The 16,588-nt window shown below is 48.0% G+C and carries 9 protein-coding genes; 1 reads left to right on the top strand and 8 read right to left on the bottom strand.

Translation table 11 applies throughout. The annotated features are described in order from the left end of the window. Positions 1-55: 55 nt before the first annotated feature. From UNH61_RS09955 to UNH61_RS09945, 3 genes are all read right to left on the bottom strand, one after another. Positions 56-1,258, bottom strand: a complete 1,203-nt coding sequence (locus tag UNH61_RS09955) for a Ca2+-dependent phosphoinositide-specific phospholipase C (protein ID WP_326991946.1) — start codon at positions 1,256-1,258, stop codon at positions 56-58. A gap of 17 nt (positions 1,259-1,275) precedes the next feature. Further along, entirely contained in the window at positions 1,276-4,074 is a 2,799-nt protein-coding gene (locus UNH61_RS09950) for a TonB-dependent receptor (protein WP_326991945.1), read from the bottom strand. Positions 4,075-4,254: 180 nt separating this feature from the next. Next, positions 4,255-5,418: a helix-turn-helix domain-containing protein gene (locus tag UNH61_RS09945; protein WP_326991944.1), complete on the bottom strand. Its 1,164-nt coding sequence runs from the start codon at positions 5,416-5,418 to the stop codon at positions 4,255-4,257. 306 nt (positions 5,419-5,724) lie between these two features. Here UNH61_RS09945 and UNH61_RS09940 point away from each other — a divergent pair, with 306 nt between their 5' ends. After that, positions 5,725-6,654, top strand: coding sequence for an NTF2 fold immunity protein (locus UNH61_RS09940; protein ID WP_326991943.1), 930 nt, complete (start codon positions 5,725-5,727; stop codon positions 6,652-6,654). Between the two features lie 46 nt (positions 6,655-6,700). Here UNH61_RS09940 and UNH61_RS09935 read toward each other — a convergent pair whose 3' ends face one another. The 5 genes from UNH61_RS09935 to UNH61_RS09915 all read right to left on the bottom strand — a co-directional run bounded on the left by UNH61_RS09935 (position 6,701) and on the right by UNH61_RS09915 (position 16,545). After that, complete coding sequence (locus UNH61_RS09935; RefSeq protein ID WP_326991941.1) at positions 6,701-9,970, bottom strand: efflux RND transporter permease subunit; 3,270 nt, start codon at positions 9,968-9,970, stop codon at positions 6,701-6,703. Continuing rightward, positions 9,967-13,227 carry an efflux RND transporter permease subunit gene (locus UNH61_RS09930; protein ID WP_326991940.1) on the bottom strand — a complete coding sequence of 1,087 codons (3,261 nt, stop codon included), beginning with the start codon at positions 13,225-13,227 and terminating at the stop codon, positions 9,967-9,969. The genes UNH61_RS09935 and UNH61_RS09930 overlap by 4 nt, the downstream gene beginning before the upstream one ends. 20 nt (positions 13,228-13,247) lie before the next feature. After that, a complete protein-coding gene (locus UNH61_RS09925; protein ID WP_326991939.1) occupies positions 13,248-14,456 on the bottom strand; it encodes an efflux RND transporter periplasmic adaptor subunit in 1,209 nt (402 codons plus the stop codon). Between the two features lie 31 nt (positions 14,457-14,487). Continuing rightward, positions 14,488-15,813 carry a TolC family protein gene (locus tag UNH61_RS09920; RefSeq protein WP_326991938.1) on the bottom strand — a complete coding sequence of 442 codons (1,326 nt, stop codon included), beginning with the start codon at positions 15,811-15,813 and terminating at the stop codon, positions 14,488-14,490. Between the two features lie 333 nt (positions 15,814-16,146). Beyond that, positions 16,147-16,545: a hypothetical protein gene (locus tag UNH61_RS09915; RefSeq protein WP_326991937.1), complete on the bottom strand. Its 399-nt coding sequence runs from the start codon at positions 16,543-16,545 to the stop codon at positions 16,147-16,149. Positions 16,546-16,588 lie beyond the last annotated feature (43 nt).

Below are 16,588 nucleotides of genomic sequence, written 5' to 3'. Positions count from 1 at the left end.
TTCAATAATAGCAGATAAATTCAAAGGCGCCGGGATTCACCCGGCGCCTTTGAATTTATTTCTCTTTACCGTTAACAGGATTGGATCTGGCCTCTCCTCCTCCCGGTAATTTCACCACATAGCTGGTACCATAGCCGTTTCCTTCGCGGAAGAAATCTGTTGAAATGATTTGTGCACCGCTTGAAAAAGCTGCTTTGGCGCGGGTAAGATCATTCACTTTAGCTTCATAGGTTTCAATATCCGTGCGGGCTCTGACCAGGAAACCCTGTTTCACCAATTGCTGTATTTCACGCTGACGAACAATGGCATTGTCCATCAGGAAAAATGCAGCGTAGCTGTCTTTCGGTGTCGATTGCATAAACATTACCCGGCCTTCAAGATTAGGCCTGTTCTTCGCATAGTCCGATACGAGGTTCATACCGGCAGTAGAAGGCAGTAGCAGGAAAATGAATTTGCCCCTGGCAGCCTTCACTGTTGGCCATTGTTGCGCCAATACAGCTTCCCGCAGGGTTGGAAACCGGCCGCGTACATCATCGGGTGTGATCAGTTTGTTTCTGCCCAACAACTGCACCACGTCCTGGTCCAGGTCATTGAAGGCTTTTTCATCGAAGGGCAGTACTTTCGCGGAATTTGGAAAGATAGGCAGCCCCTGATCTTTTGCTTCTATCATGATAAAAATCGGGAAATGATCGGGATGTGCATCAGACCAGGTGCGCAGCGCCAGCAGGGCATCCCGGAAGGTAGTGTAGTGAGTGCGAAAATCTATATCGGCCATGTGCAACACTTTGAAGCCGGGTTTGTCGAGATCTTTGGTGTCAAATGGCGTGAGGTTATTATATCCTTTCTTCCGCAGCTCCCGGTACACAGCAGGGTCGTTGAAACGGTTGCCGGTAGGATCGTTATATACATCTATTTCCAGGCTACGCAAACCTGAATCCAGCTGCACATTGAAGGGAGGGTGATTGTATTTGAGCCCTTCGCTCATTTTCATTTTATTGGGGTGATATTCCTGAAAGGCCGCCAGCTGTTCAGGTTTCATCGCTTTTATGTAGCTGCCCGCCAGATTGTCGAAGATGGGATCTATATAGGCCAGCACAGTGGAATCCGCCGGACGGGCGTAGCTGTTGTGTGTACCGAGTACCTGTACCTGATTAATTTTAAGATCATCCAGCTTAGTGGCCGGGGATTGCGCGCAGCAAATGCCGGTTGTACCTGCCAGCAACAGTGTGGCGAACGCCTTGTTCATCATTGTTTGCATTGTTGATTGTTTTTTAGTTAGAAGATTTTAGCACTGATGCCTATCTGGCCGCGGATCGAATACCATTCCGCCTGCTCTACACGGTCGAAAGTGCCGTGATAGTAGCGTACCGGCGCGTTGGTGATATTATTCAGTTCCAGGAAGGTTCTGATCTTTGGTGTGATCGCATACGACGCAGAAAAATCGACGGTAAAGTTCTGTGCATACCAGCGATAGTGGTCAGGGCCGGCAGCCTGGCGGATTACATCCAGGTACTTGCCTTTGTAGTTACCCGCAATCCGGGCCATGAATTTTCCGTATTCGTACATCAGCGACGCGTTGAAGATGTGTTTGGCCTGCTTCGGGATAACGCTTTTATCCAGCGTTTCGTGACCATCCGTAAAGCGGGGAATATTCACCCGGGAATCCGTGAACGTGTAATTAGCATCGATACCGAATCCTTTCCAGAAGCCGGGTAAACCGGTAAAGCGTTTTGCAAAACCAGCTTCGATGCCCGCCAGCCAGGCGCCCTGCAGGTTATCGGGCTCGCTCATGGCGTATTGTACGCCGCCAATATTTTCGGACCATTGATTGGTGTAGATCAGATCTGTCAGCTTTTTATAGAATGCCCCCACATTAACAAGACCGATACCACCGAAATAATGTTCCGCCATCAGATCGAAATTATTGGCAAAAGTGGGTTTCAGATTGGCGTTGCCTCTGCTGATCACCTTGTTCACATCGTCCTGTGTGGTGCCGGGGTTCAGGTTATTAAAATCCGCGCGGGCAAAGCTGCGGGTGTAAGCGACGCGTATCACATCGTTGGGGGTTACATTGTATTTTGCATGCAGCATGGGCAGAAACGCGTTATAGCTGTTGTCTTGCGTAAGCGCGGTTATTTGTTTCCCTGCAGGCCCGGTGGTTACCTTGCTCCCGTTAAAAGTGATGCGGTTATATTCGTTGCGGATGCCGCCCGTTAATGTCAGCTTATCGGATACTTTGTATTCGCCCATTGCATACAACGCATACACGTTTTCAACGCCTGTAAAATATTTGGTGGCGCCGGAGGCATTGGTAGCCGAATCGACCTGGTAAGGATACAAGTGGTTCTTGCTGATTCCTTCCGGCGTTAGCAGCGTTTTCACCTGGTTTAACGGCATCTGATCGATGATCACGTTGTTATAAGGCGAGCCGATTTCTGTAAGGAAGCCGCCGTTATAGGGAAACGGCTCTGTACCCAAACCGGCCAGTGTAGGCGCCGGACCGGTTACACCGCCAACATACACGCTGTAGGGCGATTGCACAACTTTATCCTTGTGAATAAACTTGCCACCAAATTTCAGCGACAGTTTGTTGTTGGGATTATATTTCAGGTTGACACCAAAGCGTTTGTTTTCTTCCCAATTCGTACTGCGCAGCATGATCACCTGGGAAAGCTTCATGGCATCGGCACTGATGGGTGTTGAGGGCGACAAATGCGGCAATACGGCATCTATCGCATCTCCTTTCCCATCCGGCGCATCCATCGCCAGGTATTTCTTTCCATCAGATGCCAATCCTTCATAGGTAGCCGCCTGCTGGAAAGTAGCCATTGGATAGTAGCCGGGATCTTTGAAGCGGAACTTCGACTTATCAATGCTGGCGGCCCAGTCGAGGTGCAGCCTGGACGACAATTCCGACTGTCCACTCAGTTCACCGGAATACAGGCTGGTGTGGTAGTTGGAAGCCCGGGACGTGATAGTGGCATTTTTAGCGTTGAAGTAAAAATAGGTTTCCCGTACCATTTGCCCATCCAGGAACTCACTGTAGAGGCCCTTGAACTGTATTTTGTGCCGGTCGTTGAAGCGGTACTCCAGTCCTGCATTCAGTCCGGTGGTTCGCCGGTGGGCGATATAATCCCTCAGCTGCAGGTCGGTGATGGAAAACGACTGCCTTGCGTTGGGGTTAGAGAAATCGTAGTTCATGTTATAACGATCCTGGGCGGAAGTGCGATCCCAGATCACGGCAGAGAGCACATAACCGAGTTTGCCTTTCATCAGGCGATCGCCGTAAACGACAGAGGCATTGTAGGAGCCTTTCCGGGCCTGATCGCCATATCCGCCTGCGGCGTTGATGCGAAGCATCTTCGACTGCGGAGCGGCTTTGGTAATGAAGTTAATGGAGCCGCCGATGGCATCCCCTTCCATATCCGGGGTAATGGCTTTTGAGAGCTGCACGTACTCTATCAGCTCAGAGGGGAAAATGTCCATTTGTATACGGCGATCGGTGTAATCGAGGCTGGCAGTGGGCAGGCGGTTGCCGTTGAGCAGCGTAGCGCTCCACTGGATGGGCGTACCTCTCACAGATACGTACCGTCCTTCGCCCTGGTCTCTTTCGATGGAAACGCCCTGGATACGTTGCACTGCCTCGGCCGCATTACGATCGGGCAGCTTACCGATGGCGTCTGCCGCCAGCACTTCCATAATGCCCGGTGCATTCTTCTTAATGCTGATTGCCCTTATCTGTGAACCGGCAGAAGCCCCTTTCACCACCACCTCTCCCAACACATCGTTGGCGGGTTCCATCATGATAGTACCCAGCTGGTTAATGCCGGAATGAACTACTACATCGATCGTTTTGACGGCAAATCCGATGTAGTTAATCTTCATAGTCACCTTCCCGGTTCTTTTAACGGCAATATCAAAAACCCCGGAAAGATCTGTTTGTGCACCAGTTCCGTCGATGACGATAGTGGCAGAAGGCAGCGGGCCTTCTTTGGATAAAATGGTACCCCTGATCTGCTGCGCAGCACAGAAAACAGGCAGCAATAAAATAATCAGTAAAAACCGGCTACTCATGCGTGAAAAATTTTTCCGCGAAATTGAGCCGGCCGCCGGAGGAAGTCGTCCTTGTAGATAAATCAACACGACCTTGTAGATCGACGAGGACCTTTTAATTCCCTATCTACTTATAATCAATAAGTTATTAGATATTACCTTATTGTTAAGACAGCAGATTTATATCTCGTCGACGATCTTTTAAGTGTAACCGTTGACGGTATTTTTGCTTTTCAAATAAGCGGAAGGTGTGAGGCCTGTTACCTTTTTGAAGTATTGATTAAAGGAAGATTTGGAATGAAAGCCGGCTTCAAAAGCCAGGGAAAGCAGGTTGGGCGAATCTCTACTTGCCTTGTTGGCATCGATCAGTTTTATGACTTCCCTGATCCGGTATTCATTAATGAACTGGTAGAAAGACATTCCCAGGTGTTGGTTCAGCGTTTCTGAAATATGATGCCTGGATATTTCCATCGTAGCTGCCAGTTTATCCAGGGTCAATTCCGGATCGGTATATAATCCCTGCGTTTCCATTACCCGTTTTATATCCTCAGCCACGCGGGCCTGTTGGGCAATAGTGAGCACAGATTTACGCGGTACTTCCGTTGGTGTGGCCGATTCCGTCAATAACACAGGTCCAGGTGAAAGTAGCTCCTGCCCGTGGTTCATCAGAGGTAAATCACTGGCGGCATGCGTGAGCGCCAATATTCTTACCCGCCCTATGGCCAGGCAAATGCTTAACAGAAAGCTATAGGTAAATATTCTGCCCCACAGGTGCGTGTCCTGGATCAGGCGGGCTGCGGGTGGCAGCTGGTCATTAATCATAATACCTACCATGAGCCCGGATAATATCAGCATTATCACTGTCATAAAGCGAACAAGTTGTCTTTCCGGCTGCCAGAAAGCAGGTATATGACGAACTTCCATCAATGATAAAATTCCAAATACGGGAAATGATATCATGCCGGCATAGCCTATGGTCTTATTATAGAGCGAGATCAGCGGAGGAGTTACTCCCCTGTGAACAATCACATAACCAGCTATTGTGAAATATACCATGGCGGCCAATAATGCCGGGAGGAAGAGCCAGGCCGCTTTTCTTCCCAGGCGCTGATGCCTGCCGGAGAGCTGCGCTGCATACAGCCATAGCAATGGTGCGTAGATAAGGGAGATGAAAGTATAAAATCCTTTATGGATTTCCGCATGAGGGAAAATCGTATGTAACAGGAAACCGCTGCCCAGGTGAATAAATACCCATACCAGGAACCAGCTCAATATCCTGTCGGATGATTTCCACTTCTTATTTATGATAAATATACTAAATACGACCAATGCCTGGAAAGCCCCCAAAAGAATAAGATACTTCATGAACTTATGTTTATGTAACAGGTGTAAAGCTACATAACCACTATTAAGAAATTATTATTTGAGGGCTCTCCGCATGGTAAGAAAATACTATATCTTATCTGCCAGGAATGCGGCCACCGGACGTATACATTACTTTGACAATATTCCTTTTATGCCCGCCATGTCAAGCACTTCCCATTCTTCTATTATTTTTTTGCCGGATAGCCGAAAGAAAAACATTTGCTTAAATGCTATTTTTTTAAGTGATGGCGGAAAGCCAAAATATTCACTATCTTATCAGTTTATTTATCTTACCATTGTGCCCTTATGAAAGTAAATATACCGAAGTCAGATACCACAGCCCGATTCGAGAACAGCACATTCACCAGGGAAGAATTGAATCAGATAGCACAAGCCAGCTGGCTGCGGGGGTTATCGTTCATCAACTGCGCTATTACCGATGAAGATGTTTTACCAATCAGCACCCTTCCCAAGCTGGTTAACCTGATGTTCGAAAATACCGGTATCACCGACAAGGCGCTTGAATATCTGACCCGGCTACCTCAGCTAACCTATCTGTTCATTACAAAGGCTCATATCAACGGGGAAGGTTTCACGCATTTCCAGGAACATAAAAAACTTGAATGCCTGTGGGTTTGCAGCACGGTGGTAGACGACAGCGGCTTAAAGATCATCGCCGGCATTCCAAAGCTGGCAACGCTCCGGGTGGATGATACGAAAGTAACCTTCGACGGATTGCTGGCCATTGCCGGTCATCCAAAAATAAATGTGGTAGCAAACAACCTGTTTACCAAAGAACAGATGGAGCATTTTGAACTGACGCAGCTGAAGCTGGCTAAGAAAAAAACAACCGTTGATGAAGTGCAGGCGGAGCTTGCAAAAACAAGGCTGCTCGCCTTTTTTGATGCTGTCACCGAATGGGAAAAATTAGCCAACGCTGAGGGCTTTTCGGATAATGTAGCCAGGCAATGCGAAGCCATCTTTCAAACTTACTGTACCAACAAACCCCGGCAGGGACACCGGCCTCACAGCTTACATTACTCGGGAGCTCCGGATTACACTTACGGGCAGCAACATATCATAGACGTGGAGCAGGTATCGGCGAACAAGATTACTTTTTATACAAAGGATCATATTGATTTTCTGTACCGGTATATACTGGTCAGGAAAGACGGTGAGTGGAAAATTGATGAAGGACAGTGGCAGTCGGGAGGCTGGAAAAAGCGGGGATTGTAAATGCCATACAACCTGGGAAAAGACAGCAGCAAAAGAAGCGCCCTCGTTAGCTATTCATCTCCCTATCCTGTTTATTTTCTTCACGTGCCTGCGCGATATCATACTCCAGCTCCGGATCAATATTCTGTGCCTCCACCTTTCTTTCCTTCTCCATCAACAGCTCGTGGTTAGCGCGAAGCCAGGCCAGTTTCTTCTTCCCGTAACTCCATCTTGTAAACAATACAAATAACACGGGTACAATAAATATGGCTATACATGAGGAAGCCACCATACCACCCTGCACGGTAACGCCGATGGTCTTGCGCGACTGTGCCCCGGCGCCGGATGCAAGCACCATCGGCATCACGCCCAGTATAAAAGCCAGCGAGGTCATAATAATAGGCCGCAGACGCAGGCCCACCGCCTCAATAGTGGATTTGATCAGATCCTCGCCTCTGTCTACACGCACCTTGGCAAATTCTACTATCAGAATCGCATTCTTGGCCGACAATCCAATCAGTGTGATTAAACCAATCTGTGCATATACGTTATTGGATAATGCGGGCATGGTAGTCAGCGCAAATATGGCACCGAAGGCACTGATAGGCACCGCCAGCATTACAGAGAAGGGCACTGACCAGCTTTCGTATAATGCTGCAAGAAAGAGAAACACGAAAATGATAGAGAAAAGGAAAATATACACCGTCATGGTTCCGGCCTTTATTTCCTGGTAAGTGAGCCCGGAGAATTCATACGTATATCCTCTTGGCAACACCTTTGCCGCCACACGTTTCAGCGCTTCAATACTTTGCCCGGTACTGTATCCGGGCGGTGTAGAGCCATCTACCTCAGCCGAACGGAAGATATTGAAATGCGTAATCAACGGAGCGGTGGAAATAGGCCGGTAGTTGACCAATGTACTCATCGGCAGCATTTCTCCGGCGGAATTACGTACGTAGTATTTCTCCAGGTCGCTGATTAAGGCGCGGGTAGTAGTATCCGATTGCACTACTGCGCGGTAAGTACGGTTGTACAGGGTAAAATTCCCCACCAGCCGGCTGCTCATATAGCCCTGTAAGGTGCTGAATACATCGGCCACACTCACGCCTAATTTCTGACACTTTTCCCTGTCGAGCGACAGCTCAAACGCCGGCGTATGTGCTGCATAATTGCAATAAGCAGTAGCAGTGGCCGGATCTTTCTTCAACGCCGCCACAAATTTATTCATCACTGCCTCAAACTGATGGATATCGTCGCTGGTATTTCCCTGCTCTACCTGCATACTGAAGCCTGCGGCTGTTCCCAGGCCTCTGATAGCAGGCGATGCGTTTACCGTAATGCTCGCATTCCTGATGCCCGCTGCTGCTATCCTTTTTTTGATCTCCGCCATGATACCCGGAATCTGTGTTTCAGGAGTGGTACGCTCATCCCAGGGCTTCAGCATACAGAATATACTTGCTCCATTGGAAGTAGCACCGCCACTCAGTACATTCATTCCCGAAATCGCATTGTAATGTAATACTCCGGGGGTTTCCGCCACTATCTTCATGATCTGCTGCAACAACTCTTCTGTTTGCGTGGTGGCAGTGCCCTCCGTCAGCTGGATACCGATCATGACCCGCCCACCGTCTTCCGAAGGAATAAAGCCAGTGGGCTTTTGTTTAAAAAGAAATATAGCGCCGAAGCATATGCAAACAAGCATTACCACCACCAGCTTCGACTGTTTAATACAATACCTTACGCCTTTGGAATACCGCCCTGTGATTTTATCGAACCAGTTGTTGAAACGAAAGAACAACAGGTTTAAGCGCTTTGATTTCTTGTTGATATGTGAAGGTCGCAGCAGTAAGGTACATAAAGCCGGTGTGAGCGACAGTGCCACAAAAGCCGACAGGATTACCGATATCGCAATGGTGATCGCAAACTGCTGATACAGTTTTCCGGTGATACCGGGAATAAAGCCCACCGGCACAAATACCGATGCCAGAATGAGCGCGATCGCCACCACCGGCGCCGATATCTCTTTCATGGCGTGATAGGTAGCCTCCTTTGGCGACATATGATCGTGGTCAATAAAGTGCTGCACTGCTTCCACTACAATGATGGCATCATCCACCACGATACCTATTGCCAGTACAAACCCAAACAGTGTTAATGTGTTGATGGTAAAACCCAGGGGGATGAAGAGTATAAATGTACTGATGATGGATACCGGTATGGCAATAATGGGGATAAGGGCAGAACGCCAGTTCTGCAGAAAAAGAAATACTACTATCACCACCAGGCCCAGCGCTTCGAACAGGGTCTTGACCACTTCATTGATAGAAACCCGGATAATGGTCACGTTTTCAAATGGCACCACGTAATCCACGTCGGGAGGGAAAGATTTCTTCAGCTCTGCCAGTGCGGCGTATACATTTTCTGCGGTCTGCAGCGCATTGCTGGTGGGCGACTGATACACCATCACGGTAGTGGCCTGTTTCCCATCTGCAAAGCCTTTGTTGCCATAGTTGAATTTCCCCAGTTCCACCCTGGCAATATCTTTCAGGTAAATCATCTTACCGGTGCCCGGAATGGTTTTCACAATTACGTTCTCATACTGTTCCGGCTTGCTCAACAGGCTGTTCACCACGATGGTATATTCGTTGGTTTGCGTGGAGGGCTGAGGAGGCGAGCCTACTGCCCCACCGGCTATGTACATGTTTTGCCGTTGGAGTGCTGTTATTACGTCTGCCGGCATTAAGCTGTAAGACGCCATTTTCGCGGGATCCATCCAGATACGCATGCTGAAGGGGTTACCGCGCGACTGTACATCGCCTACTCCTGGCACACGCAGCAATGCATCCACGATAAAGGTGTTGGTATAGTTGTCTAAGAAAGTAATGTCGTGTGTGCCTTTCGGAGAGAAGATGGCAATATTCATCAGCTGATCCGGGTTACGGGCGCGCACCGTCACCCCCAGCTGCCCCACTACAGATGGCAGGATAGGCGCAGCCAGCCCCACCCTGTTCTGCACATTCAGCGTAGCTACATTTACATTGGTGCCCACATCGAACAACACGCTGATATTCGCCGAACCGGTTTGCGTGTTGGTGCTTTGCATATACATCATTCCCGGTACCCCGTTCACCTGCTCTTCTATGGGAATGGTTACCGTTTGCTCCACGGTTTGTGCATCCGCACCGGTATAATTGGCGGAAATACCCACCCCTGGCGGGGTGATCTTAGGGAATTGATCCAGCGGCAGATTCACCATACAAATAAGGCCCGAAATTGTAAGTACAATAGATACTACAATTGCGCTAACCGGCCTCTTTATAAATGTATTGGCAATCATCCGTTTTCTGGTTTATTAAAATCGCGGGATCGGTGTATTTCGAACTCCAGCTCCGGATCTATATTCGTTTGTTCTATCTTCTTCGCTTTCTCCATCAGGCTGTCGTGATGCTCTTTCAGCCATGCCAGTTTCTTTTTGCCATACGACAACCGGGTGATGACCACAAACAATACCGGCACAATAAAAATAGCAATCGTAGAAGCGGCAATCATACCACCCAGCACCGTAAATCCAATGGTACGCCGCGATACCGCACCAGCGCCCGTTGCCAGCACCAATGGCAATACCCCCAGGATGAAAGCCATGGAAGTCATGATAATCGGACGGAGACGCAGCCCTACCGCCTCCAGCGTGGACTGGATCAGGTCTTCTCCCCTGTCGACACGCACTTTGGCAAATTCCACGATTAAAATAGCGTTCTTCGCAGCCAGCCCTATCAGCGTAATCATCCCGATCTGGGCATAAACGTTGTTGGTAAGGCTCGGCACAAAGAACAACGTAAGTATAGCGCCGAAAACACCCACTGGCACAGCGAACAACACTGAAAAAGGTACGGACCAGCTTTCGTATAACGCCGACAGGAAGAGGAATACGAAAGTGATGGAAAAAATGAAAATGTAAATAGTAGTAGAGCCAGCCTTGATTTCTTCATGACTAAGCCCGGAAAACTCATATGCATAGCCTTGTGGCAGCACTTTGGCGGCTACGTCTTTCAATGCTTCTATCGTTTGCGTGGTGCTGTATCCTACGGCGGAAGTACCGTCGATTTCCGCCGAGCGGAAAATATTGAAATGAGAAATAAGCGGCGATGTTTCCATCGGCTGATAACTCACCAGCGTTCCAAGTGGTAACATCTGCCCGGCTGAGTTACGGACATAATATTTATTGACATCAGATATCAGGTTGCGGAAAGCGGTATCCGCCTGTACTACCACGTGGAAAGTACGGTTATAGGTAGTAAAGTCGTTGATGTACATACTACCCATGAAGGCTTGTATAGTGGTAAATACATCTCCTACGTCAACGCCCAGTTTCTCACATTTTTCACGATCCACGTTCAAACTGAAGCCTGGTGTATGTGCATTGAAAAAGCTGTATGCGCCTGTTATCGCCGGGTTCTTGTTGGCTTCTGCCACAAATTTCTTCACTACATTTTCAAAAGCATGCAGGTCGTCGTTAGTGCTGCGTTGTTCGATCTGAAAACTAAACCCAACCGTGGCGCCAACGCCGGGTAACGGCGACGGCTGTACGACTTCCACATTCGCATCATTGATGCCTGCATCAGCAATTCGTTTACGCAGCTCCGTTATGATGCCGGGCACCTGCTCACTTTTCTTCGTACGTGCGTCCCAGGGATTCAGCTGCAGATAAATAGTGCCGCAGTTGGAATTGGATGCGTTGTTGATCACGTTCAGGCCCGACAAAGCAGCATAATGCCCTACCCCGGGCGTTTCAGTGACTACCTTCATCAGCTTGTTCATCACCTGTACCGAACGTGCAGTGGAAGAAGCCGGCGGCAGCTGGAAAGTCACGTACAGGTTACCATCATCTTCCGATGGAATAAAGCCGGATGGCTTCTTCATAAATAAATATCCCGCTGTAACACATATCAGTACCAATAGTATAACAATAAGCGTTCTGCCTTTGATACTCTTATCCACTCCTCTTACATAACTTTGCGTAACCCGATCGAACCAGGCATTGAACCTGGCAAACAATTTACTCAGTCCTTTTTCTTTCTTATCAGGATCCGTAGGTTTCAACAACAGGGTACAAAGAGCAGGCGTGAGCGACAACGCTACAAATGCAGAGATAATCACTGAAATGGCAATCGTGATCGCAAATTGCTGATACAATCGCCCTACAATGCCGGGAATGAACCCTACCGGTACAAACACAGCCGCCAGTATGAGCGCGATGGCCACTACCGGTGCGGAAATGTCTCTCATGGCATAATAAGTGGCTTCTTTGGGCGACATCCCCTTCTCGTCCATATAATGCTGTACGGCTTCTACCACAATGATCGCATCATCTACCACAATACCAATGGCCAATACAAAACCGAACATCGTGAGCGTGTTGATCGTAAAGCCTAATGGTATAAAAAAGCAGAACGTGCCGAAAATAGACACCGGGATGGCCAATACGGGAATAAGTGTAGAACGGAAATTTTGCAGAAATACAAATACCACCACCGCTACCAGTGCGAGGGTCATTAACAAAGTCACCACCACATCGCTCATCGAAACCTTTACCACCGTAACGGACTCAAAAGGTACCTTATACTCCACATCAGAGGGGAAAAATTGTTTCAATTGCTCCAGCTCCTTATAAATACCATCTGCCGTTTTCAGGGCATTGCTACCGGGGGCCTGATAAATGCGCAGGTAGGAAGCGCGATGCCCGTCGACAAAGGAATTGCTGGAAAAGCTGAATTTCCCCAACTCAACCCTTGCCACATCTTTCAGGTATACCAGCGCCCCTGTTGACGGAATGGTTTTTATGATGATATTTTCGAATTCAGATACTTTGCTCAGTCTTCCATTTACGAGTATACCCAGTTCAAAAGTTTGCGCTTTGGATTGCGGCGGCACCCCTGCAGAACCTGCGGCTACCTGAACGTTCTGGGCATTCAAAGCACTGATGATATCCTGCGGAGTAATACTGTAGGAAGCCATTTTTTCAGGATTCATCCATACCCGCATACTGAAGTTATCTGCAAAGCTATTGATGGTACCTACACCGGGTACACGCAGGAGGGCATCCTGAATGAAGATATTGGTGTAGTTGTCGAGGAACGTAATATCGTGTGTGCCTTTAGGTGAGTAGATGGCCACCATCATCAGCATGCTCGGATTCACTGCTCTTACGGTTAGTCCTAACCTGGTAGCAGCGCCCGGCACCAGTGGTGTAGCAATGCTTACACGGTTCTGTACATCCAGCGTGGCAATATCGATATCAGTTCCAACGCCATAAGTTACAGTGGCCTGCATCCCACCGTTATTGGTACTGTTGCTTTGCATGTATTCCATGCCGGGTGTACCATTCACCTGGCTTTCTATTGGCGTGGCTACTGTTTGCTCCACCGTTTGTGCATCGGCGCCAATAAACTGTCCGTTAATTTGCACTACAGGAGGCGTGATGTCGGGATACTGATCAACAGGCAGATTGAGAATGCAAACGCTTCCTGTCAGTACCAATACAATTGATACGACAATGGCTGTTACCGGTCTTTTGATAAATGTATTTGCAATCATGAGCTGCCTGCGTCTTTAAGCTATTTACCTTGTTGAGTACTATCGTTCCCTGCTTTAGTTTTTTTACTTCCCAATGAAATAAGCGAACCATCATGAATAGATTGTATACCATCGACGATGATGTGTTCTCCATCACTCACACCGGACAATACAATCACGTTGGCGCCGATGGTCTGGCCCAGTTTTACTTTCTTCTGGATGGCGTGCAGCCGGGGCGTTTTATTGTCCGCATCCTTATCAGGACTACTTTTCTCTGTATTTTCCTTTTGCTGTAGCACGGTATCTTTCGCCACATACACGAAATACTCGCCCATCTGCTCCACCACGGCTTTGCCCGGCACCACTATCTGCGGGGTGGTTTCCTGGTTGCGTACCCGCACCACGCAGCTCATACCTACTTTCAACAGGTTCTGTTTGTTGGGAAAAATGAGCCTTACCCGGATCGTACCGGTTTGCGGGTCTACTGCACGATCGATCACGGAGATCTTTCCGGGGTAAGGATAGAGTGAGTTATCCGGCAATTGCATGGTAAATAAAGAATCGGGCATGGACTTACCATCGTTCTTAAACCGCTCAAAAACAAGCAGCTGTTTTTCATTGACCAGGAAATCAACTGCCATCGGGTCGTTGGTAGAGATGGTGTTTAAGATCGTTTGTCCTCCTACCACTACGTTCCCCAGCCTTACCGCGCTGATACCAATAGTACCATCGAACGGTGCATAGATACTGGCAAAGTTCAGATTCGTTTGTGCTGTTTTCAGTGCCTGTTGCGCGGCTTTCGTCTGGCTTTTAGCGGTTTCCAGCGCAATGACCGCATGATCGTATGCCTGTTTGGCAACGGCATTGTATTTATTGAGATATACATAGCGGTCTGCATCCTGCTGCTGTTGTACTTCATTGGCTTCCGCCACTTTCAGATTGGCCTGTGCCTGATCGTAGGCCGACTGATAAATTCTTTTATCGATTTCATACAGCAATTGTCCTTTATGCACCTGGCTTCCATCGGCAGCAAAGATTCCTGTAACATAGCCCTGAACGTTGGTGGGTACGATATTCACCTGGTTTAACGCCTGTGTAGTAGAGGGATATTTATCGTAATACTGTACCTGCCTGCTTTCTACGGTATATAAATTCACCGGCGTGGGAGGCAGTGCAGCAGGCGGTTTTTGCTGGCACGAGAACAGCGCCATGCAGCTGAAAAAAGCGATACTTGATATTACTCTACCCATAGAGCAGGTTTTACTTTTTGCTGAAATAGTTTTAATACGGAATCTCTCCCATGGCCTTTTGCCAGTCGATCTTGCTGGAAAGTACCTGGAACAGGGCATTCAGATAAGTGAGCGCTGATGTTCTGAGATTTGTCTCCGCTGTAATAACATTCAGGTACGGAACAATTCCCTGTTTGTATTGCAGGTCTACTACAAAATATACGCGTTTAGCCAGGTCCACGTTGTCTTTCATCTGGCGCATGTTGTATATATTACTTCTGTAGTTCGACAAAGCAGTAGCGTATTCTGAATAGATAACCGATTTCAGACTTACTTCACTCCAGCTGAGCATTTGTTCCTGGAGTGAGGAACGGCGCAGGTTATGAATGCGGGCCAGGCCTGTAAAGACCGGCAAACTTAAAGTTAGCCCGATCATTGAATTCGGATAGGCGGTGTTATACAGCTTAGCGAAATCGTTGTTCTGAAAAGCGCCGTTATAATTATAGAAGGCGGATAATGTAGGAAGAAAGGAATACTTCTTATAATAATCTGTGAGCCTATGCTGCAGATCCTTTTGTACCGTGAGTTGCTTCAGCTCTATCCGTTTTTCGTATTGCAGTTGTTCGGTTGTATCAATTTCAATATTCTTCACCATCTCCGTACTATCGTAGCTGACATTGAATTGTTGTGCCGACGGATAGCCCATCAGTTGCTTCAACACAGCGTATTGAGGCCAGATGCTTTCGCTGGCCTGCTTCAGCTGTACCATGGAGGTATTGAGCGTAATAGTGGCCTGCTCGTAATCAGTCTCATCCACAATACCACCTACATACTGGTGATAGGCGGTGCGCATACTTTCTCCCAGCCGCGCCGTATCTTCTTTCAGCACATCGATCTGCTGCAGGGTAAGCAGCAGGCTATAAAACGATTTACTGATATTGGCTACCAGTTCAATCTTCGTGCTATCGATCCCCTGCTCGGCCGCTTTCAGGTTGAGCGGCGCTGCTTTGGCTGCATACACCAGGCTGGGCGTAAAAATAGCCTGGGTTACTCCTACACCCGGAGTGGAAGTATTGATAACACTTGTTTTAATGGGCGTTTCCACGCCGTTTATGTTGGAGAGCGTAGTCGGGCGTTGCAGATAGTGATTTAGGTTAGCGGTAACGCCTACCTGCGGGTACCATCCCGACAGGCTGATAGCATTGGAAGCTTTAACGATGTTTGTTCTTATCAACGATTGCTGTAAGGCAGGCTGATGTTGCAGGGCGTAGTCGATACATTGCCGGAGCGACAAGGAAGCGGAGCTATCTCCTGCGCGCTGGCCGCAGACTGTTTGAGTAGCGATGGAAAAGAAAATGAAAAGAAGGGCGCCCAACATATGGAATTTATGGGTTACTCGTCTTCTTTTTGTCTTCGTTAAATGATTCGCATAATTTACCATCTCAACTACTCTTTTGACGACAGTTTGAATCCTAAAGATATAAATATAAGAAGATTATTAAAGCGATGGTGGGGTTTCTGTCAGACGGTCATTGGGGAAGAAAATGGGAAAATGAAGAAACTAAAATCAGCCATGGGCAAGGCCTCCCGCGTTCTCAACGGTTAAGGCTGGTTGAAGACAACCATAACGACCGTTTAACGACAAAATCGGACCATCGGTCGGGAGATTTGGTGGATTGGTTGTAGCGTGGGGACGATTGGCAGAATATAACTACCGGGGCAGGTCAACATTCACATACAAATGGCAATAACCTCCCCCGCTAATATACCCTACAAACGGAGGTGCCGTATCAAATCTGAGCGCTATTAATAAATCACTGAGTTCGTCATCCTCCAGCGCTTCTTTTACAAAATCGGCCAGATTCTCTTTTGTAGCATATACCATTTCTCCGGCAAAAGTTCTTCTGCCACCTTTAACAGCCAGCTTCTGCTGAGCTATACAATAAATACCGTCGGGAATTGCCCAAAAGAATTCATCGGGATAACGCATCACGGATCTCAGGTACCTGTCGTCGCAAAGATCCAGCATCGCAAAAAACAGGCGATCCGGGTGAACTTTAGATGATATGGTTTCTTGCTTCAGTTTTGAAAATTCAAATTGCTGCTTCATCAATATCAGGTTAACGGATTTGCAAGGCGCAAAGATAAGATTA

Source organism: Chitinophaga sp. 180180018-3, from assembly GCF_037893185.1.
Taxonomy (GTDB): Bacteria; Bacteroidota; Bacteroidia; order Chitinophagales; family Chitinophagaceae; genus Chitinophaga.
This window is presented reverse-complemented; position numbering and strand designations above follow the sequence as displayed.

Excerpts from the sequence above, each read along its gene's own strand:
- UNH61_RS09915 (WP_326991937.1), bottom strand. The coding sequence starts at position 16,545 with ATGAAGCAGCAATTTGAATTTTCAAAACTGAAGCAAGAAACCATATCA.
- UNH61_RS09945 (WP_326991944.1), bottom strand. The coding sequence starts at position 5,418 with ATGAAGTATCTTATTCTTTTGGGGGCTTTCCAGGCATTGGTCGTATTT.
- UNH61_RS09920 (WP_326991938.1), bottom strand. The coding sequence starts at position 15,813 with ATGTTGGGCGCCCTTCTTTTCATTTTCTTTTCCATCGCTACTCAAACA.
- UNH61_RS09930 (WP_326991940.1), bottom strand. The coding sequence starts at position 13,227 with ATGATTGCAAATACATTTATCAAAAGACCGGTAACAGCCATTGTCGTA.
- UNH61_RS09940 (WP_326991943.1), top strand. The coding sequence starts at position 5,725 with ATGAAAGTAAATATACCGAAGTCAGATACCACAGCCCGATTCGAGAAC.
- UNH61_RS09955 (WP_326991946.1), bottom strand. The coding sequence starts at position 1,258 with ATGCAAACAATGATGAACAAGGCGTTCGCCACACTGTTGCTGGCAGGT.
- UNH61_RS09935 (WP_326991941.1), bottom strand. The coding sequence starts at position 9,970 with ATGATTGCCAATACATTTATAAAGAGGCCGGTTAGCGCAATTGTAGTA.
- UNH61_RS09925 (WP_326991939.1), bottom strand. The coding sequence starts at position 14,456 with ATGGGTAGAGTAATATCAAGTATCGCTTTTTTCAGCTGCATGGCGCTG.
- UNH61_RS09950 (WP_326991945.1), bottom strand. The coding sequence starts at position 4,074 with ATGAGTAGCCGGTTTTTACTGATTATTTTATTGCTGCCTGTTTTCTGT.